Annotated in this window: 13 protein-coding genes; 6 read left to right on the top strand and 7 right to left on the bottom strand. The window is 73.3% G+C overall.

Going from position 1 to position 15,323, the window contains the following annotated elements; translation table 11 throughout:
* Positions 1-476: 476 nt before the first annotated feature.
* From GSY65_RS20460 to GSY65_RS20450, 3 genes are all read right to left on the bottom strand, one after another.
* Positions 477-2,006 (bottom strand): potassium/proton antiporter, encoded by a 1,530-nt coding sequence (locus tag GSY65_RS20460; RefSeq protein WP_159770869.1) that lies wholly within the window; start codon positions 2,004-2,006, stop codon positions 477-479.
* Between the two features lie 126 nt (positions 2,007-2,132).
* Complete coding sequence (locus GSY65_RS20455) at positions 2,133-2,423, bottom strand: DUF3040 domain-containing protein (protein WP_159770866.1); 291 nt, start codon at positions 2,421-2,423, stop codon at positions 2,133-2,135.
* Between the two features lie 477 nt (positions 2,424-2,900).
* The gene (locus GSY65_RS20450) at positions 2,901-3,065 is read right to left on the bottom strand and encodes a hypothetical protein (RefSeq protein ID WP_159770863.1); all 165 of its coding nucleotides are present in this window, start codon (positions 3,063-3,065) and stop codon (positions 2,901-2,903) included.
* A gap of 438 nt (positions 3,066-3,503) precedes the next feature.
* Between GSY65_RS20450 and GSY65_RS20445 the strand changes: the two genes are divergently transcribed.
* The 5 genes from GSY65_RS20445 (at position 3,504) to GSY65_RS20425 (ending at position 11,562) form a co-directional block, all read left to right on the top strand.
* Positions 3,504-4,451, top strand: a complete 948-nt coding sequence (locus GSY65_RS20445) for a HAMP domain-containing sensor histidine kinase (RefSeq protein ID WP_201452609.1) — start codon at positions 3,504-3,506, stop codon at positions 4,449-4,451.
* A gap of 2 nt (positions 4,452-4,453) precedes the next feature.
* On the top strand, positions 4,454-5,113 hold the full coding sequence (locus GSY65_RS20440) for a response regulator (RefSeq protein WP_159770857.1): 660 nt from the start codon (positions 4,454-4,456) through the stop codon (positions 5,111-5,113).
* A 652-nt stretch (positions 5,114-5,765) separates the two neighbouring features.
* On the top strand, positions 5,766-9,863 hold the full coding sequence (locus GSY65_RS20435) for an NACHT and WD repeat domain-containing protein (protein ID WP_159770854.1): 4,098 nt from the start codon (positions 5,766-5,768) through the stop codon (positions 9,861-9,863).
* 370 nt (positions 9,864-10,233) lie between these two features.
* The gene (locus GSY65_RS20430) at positions 10,234-11,079 is read left to right on the top strand and encodes a glycosyltransferase family 2 protein (RefSeq protein ID WP_159770851.1); all 846 of its coding nucleotides are present in this window, start codon (positions 10,234-10,236) and stop codon (positions 11,077-11,079) included.
* A gap of 153 nt (positions 11,080-11,232) precedes the next feature.
* A complete protein-coding gene (locus GSY65_RS20425; RefSeq protein ID WP_159767260.1) occupies positions 11,233-11,562 on the top strand; it encodes a hypothetical protein in 330 nt (109 codons plus the stop codon).
* On the opposite strand, the gene GSY65_RS20420 is transcribed toward GSY65_RS20425, so the two are convergent.
* The 4 genes from GSY65_RS20420 to GSY65_RS20405 form a co-directional block, all read right to left on the bottom strand.
* Positions 11,563-12,401 (bottom strand): IS5 family transposase gene (locus GSY65_RS20420; protein ID WP_236579749.1). Its coding sequence is split into 2 segments (ribosomal slippage): positions 11,563-12,038 and positions 12,038-12,401, totalling 840 coding nucleotides; the frame shifts between segments, so codons are not numbered across the junction.
* A gap of 48 nt (positions 12,402-12,449) precedes the next feature.
* A complete protein-coding gene (locus GSY65_RS20415) occupies positions 12,450-12,965 on the bottom strand; it encodes a hypothetical protein (protein WP_159770848.1) in 516 nt (171 codons plus the stop codon).
* 96 nt (positions 12,966-13,061) lie between these two features.
* On the bottom strand, positions 13,062-13,871 hold the full coding sequence (locus GSY65_RS20410) for a TIGR03943 family putative permease subunit (protein WP_159770845.1): 810 nt from the start codon (positions 13,869-13,871) through the stop codon (positions 13,062-13,064).
* Positions 13,868-14,935 carry a permease gene (locus GSY65_RS20405; RefSeq protein WP_159770842.1) on the bottom strand — a complete coding sequence of 356 codons (1,068 nt, stop codon included), beginning with the start codon at positions 14,933-14,935 and terminating at the stop codon, positions 13,868-13,870. Before GSY65_RS20405 ends, GSY65_RS20410 begins: the two co-directional genes overlap by 4 nt.
* Positions 14,936-15,149: 214 nt before the next feature.
* On the opposite strand from GSY65_RS20405, the gene rpmF reads away from it, so the two are divergent.
* Positions 15,150-15,320, top strand: coding sequence for a 50S ribosomal protein L32 (gene rpmF, locus GSY65_RS34745; RefSeq protein ID WP_159770839.1), 171 nt, complete (start codon positions 15,150-15,152; stop codon positions 15,318-15,320).
* Positions 15,321-15,323 lie beyond the last annotated feature (3 nt).

The raw sequence follows: 15,323 nt of genomic DNA, 5'->3' as shown, positions 1-15,323 counted from the left end.
GGCGCCGGTGCCGCCGCTGGTGTCGGGTCGCCTGCCCGTCGGGCCGACCGCCGTTCGTCCGTCGGCGGCGATGTGGATTCAGGCGGGGGGAAGCCTGATGGTGCGTCGGACCAGGAGGTCAGACGCTTGCGCGCCCTGGTTCCGGCACGCTGTCACGGGGGGTGTTGTCGATGCGCGCGGCCCTGACGGCGGGGCCGGGCCGGCGCCCTGAGGGCCCGGTGGCAGGCGGACGAAGGGCGCGGACGACACGACGCATGTCACGTCCCCCCATCGCAGCGATCTGGCTCCGCCGGAACAGCACTCCCCGAAGAAGTGAGCAATGACGCGCCCAATGGAGTGTCATGGCTCGGTAAAGAAGTTTAGCGCACGACTAATTACGTATAGTCGGCTTTTCTTTGCATAGCGACAGCAAACGGGAGCGTGGGTCGGGGCATGTGACCGAATGATGTCCGTTCGGCACTGCGCGCCCCGCGGCGCTACTCGGTGCGGGCCAGTGTGGCGGGCTCGGGGTCGGGGGATCCGTGTTCGCCCAGCCAGCGGGCGAGTTTGCCGCGTCGGCCGACGGCCCGCAGTCGGCGTTCGGCGGCTTCGCGGGTGTGCGGGGTGGTGATGAGAAGGAGTTCGTCGTCGGCGCGCAGCACGGTGTCACGGTCGGGGACGAGGGTCGCGCCGTCGCGGACGATCAGGGTGACGACGGTCGGGTGCGGCAACCGCAGTTCGAAGACGGCGACGCCGTGCAGCCGGGAGCCCGGCGGGACGGTGACGGTGAGCAGGTCGGCGTCCAGGACGTCGAGGGGAGCGGTCTCGACCTGGACGTCGCGCAGCGCGCCGGGGCGGGTCAGGCGCAGGCGCCGGGCGACGGCGGGCAGGGTGGGGCCCTGGACGAGGGTGAACAGGACCACGAGGACGAACACGATGTTGAGTACGTCGCGGGCACCGGTGACCCCTTCGACGATGGGGAAGGTGGCGAGCACGATGGGGACCGCGCCGCGCAGGCCGGCCCAGGAGATGAACGCCTGCTCGCGCCAGGGGACGCGGAACGGCACCAGACAGGCGAGGACGGAGACGGGGCGGGCCGCCAGCAGCAGAACGAGGCCGACGACGAGGGCCGGGAGGATCGCGGAGGGCAGTTCGCCGGGGTCGACGAGCAGGCCGAGCATCACGAACAGGCCGATCTGCGCCAGCCAGCCGGCACCCTCGGCGAAGGAGCGGGTGGCGGCGCGGTGCGGCAGCTTGGCGTTGCCCAGGACCAGACCGGAGAGGTAGGCGGCGATGATGCCGCTGGCGTTCACCGCTCCCGCGGTGGCGAAGGCGACGATGCCGAAGCCGACCGTGGCCAGCGGGTACAGGCCGGTGGCGGGGAGCGCGATGTGGCGCAGCGCGGCTGCGCCCAGGCGGCCGAGCAGCACGCCGAGCGTGCCGCCGACCGCGAGCTGGTAGAGCAGGCCGCCCAGGAGGGGGGCGGGCCCGGGGAGGTCGGCGGTGGCGGTGGAGAAGACCAGGACCAGGATGATGGTCGGGGCGTCGTTGAAGCCGGACTCGGCCTCCAGCAGCCCGGTCACCTTCTGCGGCAGGGGCAGCGAACGCAGGACGGCGAAGACGGCGGCGGCGTCGGTGGAGGAGACGATCGCGCCGAGCAGCAGGGCCAGATGCCAGTCCATGCCCAGCAGCCAGTGAGCGCCGGCGGCGGTCACCGCGACGGAGACGGCCACGCCGGCCGTGGCGAGCACCCCGGCCGGGGCCAGGAGGCGGCGGACGTCGCTCCACCGGGTGGTCAGGCCGCCTTCGACGAGGATGACGGCCAGGGCGGCGGTGCCCAGCGCCTGGGCCAGTTGGGCGTCGTCGAACTCCAGACCGAGCCCGTCCTCGCCGGCGATGACGCCCACCCCGAGGAACAGCAGCAGGCTGGGCAGGCCGACGCGGTGCGCGACACGGGCGGCGGCGATGCTGGCCAGCAGTACGGCGCCGCTGATCAGCAGCGTCAGGTACAGCTCGGACAGGGTCATCGACGGGTCCTCGTGCCGTCCGGACCCACTGCCGTACACCGCCGCCGCCCGGGCGGCCCTCGGCGGGCGGAGGTCCGGCGGGTGAGCAGGCGGCCGGGGGGCGGGGCCGTCTGCCGGTCGCCGGGGTCAGGACCGGGGCGGAGGGACGCGGTGTCCGCGCGCGTCCCGCTCGGGGTCCAGCAGCTCCGCGGCCATACCGGCCAGGACCAGCCCGGCGGCGATGAGGAGCCCGTGGGCCAGGGCGATGCCGGTTCCCAGCACGGCCATGGCGGCGGCCAGGAGCAGCCAGGCCCGGGTGTTCCGGTACTCTCGCGGCCGGCAGGGGCGGCCGGCCGCGAGAGCGCGGGCGAAGCGGGGATCCTCATGGCCGAGGAGGGCCTCGATCTCACTGAGCTGCCTGTCATCGGGCCGGGGCATGATGCCCACCTCCGGGCTCGGGACCGCGGGCGGGCGTCGTGGTCGACGATGCGGGCCATCTGCTCTCCTTGCGGGGTCGGGGCGTCACGATCACACCAGGGCGAAGGAGTGCGGCCGCACGTGCGCGGCCGGCGCGGCGACGGTGAACGTGGTGACCGCCGGTACGGAGCGGGTGACGTGCCGGAACGAGATCTTGCGGCCGGAGCGGGCGGCGGCACGCAGGACGACGACGCCGGTTGGCCAAGGCGCCGGTCCCCGTGGCGTCGCCGCCCGGAGCCGCGCCGGGCGCGGGCATCCAGCGCGGCACCACCGCCGGCCCGGGTCCCGTCGTCGGGGTGAGCCGATCACCGCCGACCGGGCGGACGGTGGCATCGAAGGGCACGCCGTGGACGTCCGCCGCCGACCCTGCCGTGACGCTCACGACCGCCGCCGACCCTGCCGCAACGCCCACAACCGCCGCCGACCCTGCCGCAACGCTCACGGCCGCCCCTTCCCCGTGCCGCCGGGCCGGTCCGTTCCGGCTGTGGTGGTGCCCGCTATACGGCGCACCCATCCAGCCGCGGTGCGGCGCAACCGCAGCACCAGCAGGACCGGGCCGGAGACCGCCTCGAAGTGACCAGTGGGCTGTGAAGCTGCGTACATCGGTGCCGGCTCCTCTCGTGATCCGACAGACCTGCTGCTTTCCCACCCCGCCACGAGGAGCCGCACCCCGCCCCTCTGCCGTGGAAGCGGCGACGGCAGCCGACAGACCGCCTGGGCCGTCCAAGAGCCGGGCTCGTCCGCCGGCGCCGCGAGCGGTGCGCCTCCGCGTGTCAGCCACGGGCCGACGGGGAGGACCGGCTCCACCCTCACCCGTCGGCGGCGGCGGCCGCCATCGGGTCCGGCACCCAATCGCGGGCGGGTCGAACCTGCAGAGGTGACGCGGAATGGGTGCCGGACCCGATGGACGCCCACCTTGTCCGGCGCACACTCTGGAGCTGTGCGTCCCGGGAACGAGCAGTCTCAAGAGCCGATCGGCCCACCGTGCGCTGCCGGGAGGCGCCCATGGAAGCGAGCACCAGCGTGAGGAGGCAATACCCGGTGCCCTTGTTCTGGAGGATCTTCCTGCTCAACGGCGTGGTCCTGGTCGCCGCCACCGCGCTGCTGCTGGGCCCGGTCACCGTGTCGACCCCTGTCCTGCTCACCGAGGCCGCTGTTCTGACCGTCGGGCTGGCCGCGATGCTGATCGCCAACGCGCTCCTGCTGCGCGTCGGCCTGGCTCCGCTGCAGCGCCTCGCCCGCGCCATGACCACCACCGACCTGCTGCGTCCCGAGGCCCGCCCGGCCGTGGGCGGTCACGGCGAGATCGCCGAACTGATCACCACGTTCAACACCATGCTCGACCGGCTGGAAGCCGAACGCGCCACCAGCGCCGCCCGCGCGCTGACCGCGCAGGAGGCCGAACGCCAGCGCATCGCCCAGGAACTCCACGACGAGATCGGCCAGACCCTCACCGCCGTCCTGCTCGACCTGAAACGCGTCGCAGGCCAGGCCCCCGACCCGGTCCGTGAGCAGCTGTACCAGGTCCAGGAGACCACCCGGGCCAGCCTGGACGAGATCCGCCGCATCGCCCGGCGCCTGCGCCCCGGCGTCCTCGAAGAACTGGGCCTGACCAGCGCGCTGAAATCCCTCGCCACCGAGTTCACCGGCGCCTCCCTGTCCGTACGCCCCCGTATCGCACCCGACCTGCCGCCCCTGGGCGAGAACGCCGAACTCGTCCTCTACCGCGTCGCCCAGGAAAGCCTGACCAACGCCGCCCGCCACGCCGACGCCACCCGCGTCGGCCTCACCCTGGAGCGGGCACCGGACGCCGTGGAACTGCGCGTACGCGACAACGGCCGAGGCACCGCGGGCGCGACCGAAGGCGCCGGCATCCGCGGCATGCGCGAGCGGGCCCTGCTCATCGGCGCCGACCTCGCCCTCGGCCCCGCCCCCGACGGCGGCACCGAGGTGCGCCTGACCGTCCCCACCCCCCACCGGAGCGAGTGACCATGACCGAGGCGACGCCCACCCGCATCCTGCTGGCCGACGACCACCACCTGGTCCGCCGCGGAGTCCGCCTCATCCTCGACAGCGAACCCGACCTCACCGTGGTCGACGAAGCGGGCGACGGCGCCGAAGCCGTCGACGCCGCCCGCACCCACCACCCGGACCTGGCCATCCTCGACATCGCCATGCCCCGCATGACCGGCCTCCAGGCCGCCCGCGAACTCTCCCGCACCCAGCCGGAGCTGCGCATCCTCATGCTGACCATGTACGACAACGAGCAGTTCTTCTTCGAGGCCCTGGCCGCCGGGGCCTCCGGCTACGTCCTCAAGTCCGTCGCCGACCGCGACCTCGTGGAAGCCTGCCGCGCCACCATGCGCGGCGAACCCTTCCTCTACCCCGGCGCCGTCAACGCCCTCATCCGCAACTACCTCGACCGCGTCCGCGACGGCCAGTCCCCGCCCGCCAGGGCCATCACCGACCGCGAGGAGGAGATCCTCAAACTCGTCGCGGAAGGTCACACCTCGCAGGAGATCGCCGACATCCTCGTCATCAGCGTCAAGACCGTCGAACGCCACCGGGCCAACCTGCTGCAGAAGCTCGGTCTGAGAGACCGCCTGGAGCTCACCCGCTACGCCATCCGCGTCGGACTGGTCGAGCCCTGACGGCGTCGACCTGGTCGAGCCCCGGTGACGGAGCCGCCCCGGTGGTGAACTCGCGTAGCGGCACGGTCCGTACCGACGACCACGGCCGGCCCCTTCTGCGTCCGGGGCCACGAGGCCGTCATGGGTTCGTCACGCGTCCGCGAGAGCAGGCTCGTGTCGGCCGCCTCCGTCCGGCACCGGTCCCTCCCCACGTGGGGACCGGTGCCGGACGGTGCGGGGGTGCTCGATCCGCGTCAGGGGACTGGATCGAGGTCTCTGCGGACGGATCGTCGCCGATCCCTTCCGCGAGCCTGGGTGATCGCATCCGTGCGTCAGCCCGGGTGTGATCACGTCCGCGCGCACCCGGGTCATCACGTCCGTCCGTACGCCCGGGTGATGACATCCGTCCGTACGCCCGGGTGATCACATCCGTCGCGTCGGTGATCGCGTCGGTGAAGCTGACCTGAAACGAACGGCGGCATGAGTCGTCTCTGCGTGCGGTGCGCTGGTGGCCTGCGGGGGCGCCACCCGAGGCGGTGGCTGCCTGGTCGTGATCCTGCCAGTCGGCGCCAGCGGTGAGGAGGGCCGCGCGACGTCCGGACGGCTCCGCCGCAGGTCAGGCATATAAAGTGAGTTTTCCGGTCCGGATGTCCAGCAGCGGGGGAAGTAAGGGGTGGAGGCCTTGAGTGACGACTCAGGGGCACGCACGGCCTTCGCGGAACGTCTCGCGCTGCTGTACAAGGAAGCGGGCAATCCTCCCCTCAAGAGTGTTTCCGAGTCGGTCGTCCGACTGCAAAGAGTCGATGAACGCGGGCGCCCGGTGCGGGTCTCCGCCCAGCGGATCAGCGACTGGCGGCGCGCCAAGAACGTGCCCGCGCACTTCGCCGCCCTCGCCGCCGTTCTGCACGTCCTGATCCCCGAGGCGCGGCGCGCGCGGCCCGCGCCGGTGTCCAAAGGGCTCTACGACCTGGCCCAGTGGCAGCGGCTCTGGGAGCGGGCGGTCGCCGACCCGGCCGGCGAACGGACCGCCCCGGCCGGGCTCTCCGCCGCGGAGGAGCAACCGGCCGCGGGGGACGCCCCCGCCGTCCCCGGCGGAGTCTGCCCGTACCGGGGGCTGGCCTCCTACCGGCAGCAGGACGCCCGCTGGTTCTTCGGGCGGGAGCGCAGCACGGACGCCCTCGTCGGGCAGCTCCGGGCGGTGGAGAGGACGGGCGGCCTCGTCATGCTCGTCGGCGCCTCGGGGGCGGGGAAGTCCTCGCTCCTCAACGCCGGTCTGGTCCCCGCCGTACGCGACGGCGCGCTGGACGGCGGCGGCACCCCCGGCGCGGAGGGCCCCGGCGGCGACGTCGTCCAGCTCGTCCCGGGCACCGACCCCGTGGGGGAACTGACCCGCCAGATCCCGGAACTCGCACAGGTCGTGTCCGCCGCGTACGAGCCTGGTACCGCGATGTTCGCCGAGGGGGTACGGGATGCCGTCACCGTCTGGGCGCGGCGCCGCACCCACTCAACCGCCACCGCCACCGTCACCTCCGGCAGCTCCGCAGGCGCCTCAGCCGCCTCAGCCACCGGGACCGGCGTCCCCGCCCGTCCCGTCCTGATCGTCGACCAGTTCGAGGAGACGTTCACGCTCTCCTCCGACGAGGCCGATCGGCGGACGTTCATCCAGTTGCTCAGCGCCGCCTGCACGCCCGGTGCCGCGGGGGACCTCGCGCCCGTGCTGGTCGTGCTGGGGATCCGGGCCGACTTCTACGAGGAGTGCCTCGGGTATCCGGAGCTGGCGGACGCCCTGCAGCACCGGCACATGGTGCTGGGGCCGCTGACGACGGCGGAGCTGCGGGAGGCGGTGACCGGGCCGGCCAAGGCCGTGGGGCTGGAGCTGGAGCCGGGGCTGGCGGAGCTGATCGTGCGGGAGGTGAGCGCGGACGGGCCGCGGGGCGCGCACGACGCGGGCGTGCTGCCGCTGCTGTCGCACGCGCTGCTCGTGACCTGGCAGCGGCGCAAGGCCGGGCGGCTGACGCTGGCCGGGTACCGGGCGGCCGGCGGTATCCAGGGCGCCGTGGCGGCGACCGCCGAGCGGGCGTGGTCGGGGCTGGACCCGGCGGCCCGCACGGCGGCGCGGTTGCTGCTGCTGCGGCTGGTGCGGCTCGGCGAGGACACGCAGGCCACCCGGCGGCGCGGGACGCGGCGGCAGCTCGCGGAGGAGTCGACGGACCCCGGCAAGACGGAGGAGTCGCTGGAGGCGCTGGTGCGCGCCCGGCTGGTGACGCTCGACGCGGAGACGGTGGAGATCACCCACGAGGCGCTGCTGCACGCCTGGCCCCGGCTGCGGGGCTGGATCGACGAGGGGCGGGGCGACCATCTGCTCCGCCAGCGGCTGGAGGAGGACGGCCGGGCCTGGGAGGAGTCGGACCGCGACCCGTCGCTGCTGTACCGGGGTTCCCGGCTGGAGCAGGCCCGCAGCTGGGCGAGGTCCGCCGACGACACCCTGCTGACGCGCGGCGCGGTGGAGTTCCTGGCCGCCTCGGTCAGACTGCGCAAGCGCACCGTGTGGATCAGCCGGAGCGCGGTGGCCGCGCTGGTGGCCCTCGCCCTGGTGGCCGTCGGCTCGGCGGTGGTCGCCTGGCAGCAGCGCAACGACGCCGTGTTCGAGCAGGTCGTCGCCGAGGCGGACCGCGTCCAGTACACCGACCCGTCGCTGTCGGCCCAGCTCGACCTGGTGGCGCACGGGCTGCGGCCCGACGACGAGGGCACCGACAACCGGCTGATCTCGATCGTGAACGCGCCGCTGGCCACCCCGCTGCTCGCCCACACCGGCGCCGTGTACCTCACCTCCTACAGCCCCGACGGGAAGTATCTGGCCACCGCCAGCTACGACCGGACCGTACGGCTGTGGGACGTGTCCGACCCGTCCCGCCCGAAAGCCCTGGGCGCACCCCTCACCGGGCACACGAGCTGGGTGAGCAGCGCCGTCTTCAGCCCGGACGGGCGGACCCTCGCCAGCGCCGGCGACGACGGGGAGATACGGCTGTGGGACGTCCGCGATCCCCGCGCGCCCCGGCCGTCGGGCACCCCGCTGACCGGCCATGACGGCACCGTCTACCTGGTCGCCTTCAGCCCGGACGGCAGGACGCTGGCGTCCGTCGGCGAGGACCGGACGGTACGGCTGTGGGACGTGTCCGACCCGTCCCGCCCGAAAGCCCTGGGCGCACCCCTCACCGGGCACGACGCGCCCGTGCGTTCCGTGGCGTTCAGCCCGGACGGCAGGACCCTGGCCGCCGGGGGCGACGACCGGACCGTACGGCTGTGGAACGTCGCCGACCCGCGGCGTCCGGCCGCGCTCGGCGCCCCGCTCAGCGGCCACACCGGCACGGTGCACTCGGTGGCGTTCAGCCCCGACGGGCGCACCGTCGCCAGCGGCAGCGCCGACAACACCGTGCGGCTGTGGAACGTCACCGACCCGCGGCGTCCGGCCGCGCTCGGCGCCCCGCTCAGCGGCCACACCGGCCCGGTGTGGTCGGTGGCGTACAGCCCCGACGGGGGGATGCTGGCCGTCGCCAGCGCGGACAGCACGGCGAGCCTGTGGAATGTCCGCGACCCCGCGTACCCGTCGCAGGTGGGCGAGCCGCTCGCCGGAGCCAGCGGCGAGATGTACGCGCTGGGCTTCAGCCCGGACGGGCGGACCCTGGCCACCGGGAGCGGGGACGGCAAGGTCCGGCTGTGGTCGATACCGACAGCGGACATGATCGGCCGGAACGGGGTGTTCCGGCCGGACGGGCGGGTGCTCGCCACAGCCGGGCGCGACGGCCGGATCCGGCTGTGGGACGTACACAGGCCCGGCCGGCCGGTGGCGCTGAGCAGGCCGTTCCTGGTCAAGGACGGCGGCAACCGCTCCCTCGCCTTCTCCCCCGACGGCCGCACCCTCGCGATCGTGACGGGGAACCGGGCGGTGCACCTGTGGGACGTGGGCGACCCCGCCCGCCCGGCGCCCCACGCGGAGCCCTTGGTGCTGCGGACCCGGTACACCGACGCGCTGGCGTACAGCCCGGACGGACGCACCCTGGCCACCCCGTACGACGATCACACCGTGCAGCTGTGGGACGTGAGCGACCCGGCCCGTGCCGTCCCGCTCGGCGAGCCGCTCAGCGGGCACAAGGGCTACATCCTCGCCCTCGTCTTCAGCCCCGACGGCCGCACCCTCGTCAGCGGCAGCGCCGACGGCACCGCCCGGCTGTGGGACGTGAAGGATCCGCGGCGCCCCGCCCCGCTCGGCGCGCCCCTCACCGACCACCGCGGTCCCGTCAACGACCTCGCGTACAGCCCGGACGGCGCCACCCTGGCCAGCGGCAGCGACGACGACACGGTCCGGCTGTGGGACGTCTCCGACCCCGCCCGCACGACCCGGCTCGGTGAGCCGCTCACCGGCCACACCGAGGCCGTCGCGTCGCTGACCTTCAGCGCGGACGGCCGGACCCTGGCCAGCGGCGGCAACGACAACACGGTCCGGCTGTGGGACGTCTCCGACCCCGCCGACGCCTCCCCCATCGGCCAGTCGATGAGCCCCAACGCCAAGACGGGCAACTTCCTGTCGTTCAGCCCCAGAAGCGGCATGCTCGGTGTCTCCAGCGGCGCCGACACCGTACGGCTGTGGAACCTCGACGTGGACGAGGCGGTACGGCGCATCTGCGCCGCCACCCACGGGGTGCTGACCCGGTCGAAGTGGAACGAGTACCTGCCGCGGCTGTCGTACGAACCGCCGTGCGCGGATTCCTGAACGGACCCCGGCAGTCGCCGACGGACGCCGAACCGCGCCGAACCGTTCCCGATGTGCGTCCGATCTGCGCCTGACCTGCATGAACGGATGTGCTGCGGGGAGTCGGGCGGAGCGTTCGGTGGGCGCGCGGCGCATGTCCGGACGAGGTCCGACACCACCGTCACCATCTAACAAACGTTTGGTTACTGCCCCCTTCGGGCGTGATCCCGATCACAACTTGACCACGCAGTTCGGCAGTCGCCTCCCTTCGCAGGGGCGACCTTGTTAGCCTTGGCCATAGCCCGGTCGCTGGTGCATCCCCCGTCGCCAGCGGCCGGGCCTTGTCATGCGGCCGATCGACACGACGCCTCGAAGGGTGGTGGATGCTGCCGTGACCCGGCGCATCGTCGTCGTCACCGCCGTCCACGCCCCCTCGGCCCGCTTCCTCCCCGACGCCTACGCGTCGCTGGCCGGGCAGCACTTACCCGGCGGCTGGGACTGGCACTGGGTCATCCAGGAGGACGGCACCTCGAACGATGTCGCCCCGCACGTCCCCGCCGACCCCCGGGTGACCTTCCGCCAGGGGCGCCCCGGCGGCCCCGGCGTCGCCCGCACCATCGCCCTCTCGGAGGCGGACGGCGCCTACGTGAAGGTCCTGGACGCCGACGACCGGCTGGCGCCGGGGGCGCTCGCCCGCGATCTGGCCGCCCTCGAAGCCGACCGCACGCTCGGCTGGGCCACCTCCCGCGTCCTGGACGTCCTGCCCGACGGCTCCACCCTCGGCTTCCCCGGCGACCCCGAGCACGGTCCGATCGAGCGCGGAGCCGTCCTCGACCACTGGGCGGCCCACGACTTCCTGTCGCCGGTGCACCCCGCGACCCTCTTCGTCCGCCGCGAACTGGCGCTGGCGCTCGGCGGCTGGATGGCCCTGCCCGCCTCCGAGGACACCGGACTGCTCCTCGCGCTCAACTCCGTGAGCCGCGGCTGGTTCTCCGCCGAGGTCGGCCTCCTCTACCGCAAGTGGGAGGGCCAGGCGACCGGGCAGGCGGCCCACCTCGACAAGGCCGAACGGGCCGCCCGCATGGCGGTGATAGAGGCCCGTGCCCGGGCCCTGGCAACATTCCGCTGGAGCTACCCGGACCGCCTCGACCCTCTCGTCCACAGCCACGGCCCGCCAGGGGGCGGGGAGCACCGGGACCACGACGACTGCCGGGCGCGACGCCGCCCGGGAGCGTGACGTCGAGGACGCCGACGTCCCGGCGCGACGGTTTCCGCGGGTGGCTTCCAGGAATGGCCGGCGCCCGCCACTAAGAACTCCTATCGGAATGCCCAACGTGGACTTGAGGTCCACGCCGGGGGCGTGGGCGAACGCGGTTGCTAGTGTCCGGGCGTGACCCTGACTGACCTCAACACCGGCTTCCGTGACGACGAGCAGCGGCGGCGCGTCCAGAGGGTCATTCATGACCGCCTCGCAGACGATCGTGACCCGCAGGAGTGCCGCTTCCTCATGCGGTTCTGGTGGCAGCTGGTCATGTCGTACCAAGAGGTGTCGATGGACGAGCTCAGCCGGAACGTCGGTAAGCCGAAGCTGGACGTGATCGAGGCGCTGATCAGCGCGATCAGGTCATCATGCCGAGGTCGACGCCTGGATCGCCGCTACACAGCGCGTCTTCCCGGTGATCCAGGATCGCGGCTTCAGGGCTGCCCAGGACACCGATAGTTAAAGAGGCCGGAGCTTCTTCAGCCGTCGCCAGCAGATGATGCTGCAAGCGAGGCTGAGGAAGGCTTCGTGGATGTCGTCGCGGATCTCCCAGCGGATCCGCAGGCGGCGGAACCAGTGCAGGTGGGCGAACGCGCGCTCCACGACCCATCGTTGTTTGCCGAGCCCGGAACCGTGTTCGGTGCCCCGTCGGGCGATCTGCGGCTTCACGCCGAGGTCCCAGACCAGACGGCGGTACTTGTCGTGGTCGTAGCCGCGGTCTCCGAGCACCACGTCTGGGCGGTGCCGGGGCCGGCCGCGCTTGCCCCGCACCGGTGGTACGGCCTCAAGCAGCGGGATCAGCTGGGTGACGTCGTTGCGATTGCCGCCGGTCAGGGTGGCGGCGAGTGGGATGCCGGTCGCGTCGGTGATCAGGTGGTGTTTGCTGCCCGTCCTGCCCCGGTCGACAGGGCTTCGTCCCGTCTTGGAGCCCCCTTTAACGCGCGGATGTGGGAGCCGTCGACCGCCGCGCGGGAGAAGTCCAGGGCGTTCGCGCTGCGGAGCTTGGCGAGAAGTACCTCGTGCAGCCGGGGCCAGACACCCGCCTTGGTCCATTCGGCCAGGCGGCGCCAGCACGTCATGCCGGAGCCGAAGCCGAGTTCCTGCGGAAGGTGTTCCCATGCGATCCCGGTGTGCAGCACGAACAAGATGCCCTGAAACACCAGCCGGTCCGGGTGCCGCTTGCGCCCCGGATGTCGAGCCCGACGCTCAACCCTGGGCAACAGCGGCTCGATCACCGCCCACAGGTCGTCATCGACTTCCCACGGCTTCGGCCGCGCCACCCCACACCTCCGGATCATCGGTCCCGGAGTGATCCAACCACCTCGAAGATCATTTCGTTAGGAGTTCTAAGGCCGGCCCGTGCTCGCCACGGTGAGCCAGTGGGCGACCCGGCGGACGGTGGTCTCGTCGAGGCCGTCGACGACCGCCCGGACCGCCGCCACGTCGTCCGGCGCGAGGTCGTAGAGGCCAGCCTTCCCCAGACCCGCCATGAGCACCTGCTGCCGCCGGCCGGTCATGCGCTCGGCGAGTGTGCTGGGCTTCGCGGCGGGCGCGGCGGCCCGGTCGGACGGCCGTGGCGGGACGGCGTCCGCCGTGAGGACCGCCGGGTCGTACCGCTCCCAGTGGCCGTCCCCGTCGCCGCCGCCACCCGGATCGCCCCCGGGGCCCCACAGCTCGACCGCGGGGTCCTCGCCGCGCGCCCGCAGGGTCTGGGTCATCTCCCCCACCGCGTACAGCACGGGCGAACGGTACGGCGACTGGGCGCCCGCCTTCCAGGAGGACGACGAGGGCTCGTAGAACATCGCGACCCAGCGGGGAGCGCCGGTCGGCTGCGGGCTCGGGGTGCGGGGACGTGTCGGCACGGCACTCACCTCTCGGGGGTACGGCGTTGCCGGCGACCATAACTGACGGACCATCAGCTATCCAGAGCCGTGCGCACCATCACGCGTGAGCCGGCGTCAGCCGTTCCATGCCTCGTCGTACGGGTCCTGCGGGGCCTTGACCGGGCGGGTGGACGCGACGGAGAGATACGGGACGGCCGTGCCGTTGACCGGGTCCTTCGTGCGCTTCGGGGTGTAGGTGCCGGTGACCTCGATCCAGCTGTCCGGCTGGAGGACCGGGGGGAGTTCCCCGGTGAGCGCGATCTTGACGGGCTGGGCGTCGGCGGCGCAGCAGTTGAGGGCCATGCGGACGAGGTACGGGGCGCCGTGGCCGTCGAGGGCGAGGAACCCGGCGACCTTGATCCGCCGGCCGGCGAGGGCACGGCCCTGGTCGTACACGGCACGGCCCGCGTAGTCGGCGACGGTCAGCCTCAGCGGGCCGTCGGCGGGGAGCTTCGGGTAGCCCCAGGGCTGCTCCTGCAGGGCCGATCCGGTGCGCATGGCGGTGTACGAGCCGGCGGCGGGCGGGGCGACCAGCACGAGCGCGAGGAGGGGGAGGACGAGGAGCCAGGCGACCCGGGGTTCGCGGTGGGCGTGCCGCCCGGCGGCGGCGCGCTCGGGCCCGGCACCCGGCGCGTCCGGCTCACGTTGCTGGTCCGGCCCGGCACCCGGCTCGTCCGGCTCGCGGTGCCGGTCCCGGCGGCTTCGGGCCGCCTGGCGTTCGTACCAGAGGGTCGCCACCGCCGCCGCCGTCAGCACCACGCCCGCGCCGATCAGCAGGGGCTGGAGGCCCGCCTTGACGTAGCGGAGGTAGAGGTCGGTGGAGCCGGCGTGCAGGAGGGCGCCGCCGGTCAGGAGGAGGACGACGGTCTGGGCGTGGCGGTTCACAGGAGCACCGTCCCGATGAGGGCCGACACCAGGATCGCGAGGGCGAAGGTGGCGGGGGCGAAGCGGAGGGCGAAGGCGCGGCCGAAGGTGGCGGTCTGCATGGCGAAGAGTTTCAGGTCGATCATCGGCCCGACGACCAGGAAGGCCAGCCGGGAGGTGAGGGAGAACTGGGTGAGCGACGCGGCGACGAACGCGTCCGCCTCGGAACAGATCGACAGCAGCACGGCCAGGACGGCGAGGGCGAGGATCGCGATCAGGGGGTTGCCTGCGGCCGCGTTCAGCCAGCTCGCCGGGACGACGGCCTTGAGCGTGGCCGCCGCCATGGCGCCCACGACCAGGAACCCGCCCGCGTGCATCACGTCGTGCCGCACCGAGCCCCAGAACGCCGCCCCCTTGCCGAGCCCTTCATGCGAAGGCCGCTCCGGCGGGCGCATCCACTCGCCGCGCCCCAGCCGCTGCCAGAGCCAGCCCATCGCGCACGCCACCAGCAGGCTCGCCACGAACCTGGCCAGCACCATCTCGGGGTTGCCCGGGAACGCCACGGCGGTCGCCGTCAGGACGATCGGGTTGATGGCGGGGGCGGACAGCAGGAACGCGAGCGCCGCGGCGGGCGTGACGCCGCGCCGCACCAGCGCGCCCGCCACCGGCACCGACGCGCACTCGCACCCCGGCAGCACCACACCGGCCATGCCCGCCGCGGGAACCGCCAGCGCGGGCCGCTTCGGCAGCGCGCGGGCGAAGAACGACGGCGGCACGTACACCGCGATCACCGCCGACAGCAGCACCCCGAGCACCAGGAACGGCAGCGCCTGGACGACCACCGCCACGAACACCGTCATCCAGCTCTGCGTCACGGGCGCGGCCAGGACACGGCGGAGGGGGCCCTGCGCGGCGACGGCCAGGACCAGCAGCATCGTGAGGAGGAGGGGGGAGTTGAGATGCCGGCCGGTGGAATCCCGGGGCGCGGCGTCGGTGCCGGCGGCGCCGGGAGAGCCGTGCGGTGCGACCGACCCGGCCCCGGCGCCGGGGCCGGGTCGGTCGGGGGCTTCCTCGATGATGGCCACGGGGGACGGTACCTCCGTACGGGTACGGCAGTGCTGCGCGGGTCGGTGCGCCCTCCCCTCTCCTACGGCGACGAGCGCGTTCCCGCTCACGCGCCGCGCTGCGACGCGCACCACAGGCGCGGGGCCGGTACGGGACAGTGACCCTTTTTCGTAATGGGATCCATTTTCATGTAGCGTCGCGTGCGGCATTCCGCCGTTCGTCGAGGAGGACCCCATGGCCGTGCCCAAGCGGAAGACGTCCCGCAGCAACACCCGTCACCGTCGCGCCCAGTGGAAGGCGAGCACCCCGCCGCTGGTGCCCTTCACCGTGGACGGCGTCACCCACCTCGTACCGCAGCGGCTGCTGAAGGCGTACGAGCCCGGACTGATTCACCCCGAGGGCTGAGCG

Origin of the sequence: Streptomyces sp. HM190 (assembly GCF_009857135.1) — a bacterium.
Lineage (GTDB): Bacteria > Actinomycetota > Actinomycetes > Streptomycetales > Streptomycetaceae > Streptomyces > Streptomyces heilongjiangensis.
The sequence above is the reverse complement of the archived record's forward strand: the minus strand, read 5'-3'. Positions and strand labels throughout refer to the sequence as shown.

Coding starts and splice junctions, on each gene's coding strand:
- GSY65_RS20460 (WP_159770869.1), bottom strand. CDS start 2,006: ATGACCCTGTCCGAGCTGTACCTGACGCTGCTGATCAGCGGCGCCGTA.
- GSY65_RS20455 (WP_159770866.1), bottom strand. CDS start 2,423: ATGCCCCGGCCCGATGACAGGCAGCTCAGTGAGATCGAGGCCCTCCTC.
- GSY65_RS20450 (WP_159770863.1), bottom strand. CDS start 3,065: ATGTACGCAGCTTCACAGCCCACTGGTCACTTCGAGGCGGTCTCCGGC.
- GSY65_RS20440 (WP_159770857.1), top strand. CDS start 4,454: ATGACCGAGGCGACGCCCACCCGCATCCTGCTGGCCGACGACCACCAC.
- rpmF (WP_159770839.1), top strand. CDS start 15,150: ATGGCCGTGCCCAAGCGGAAGACGTCCCGCAGCAACACCCGTCACCGT.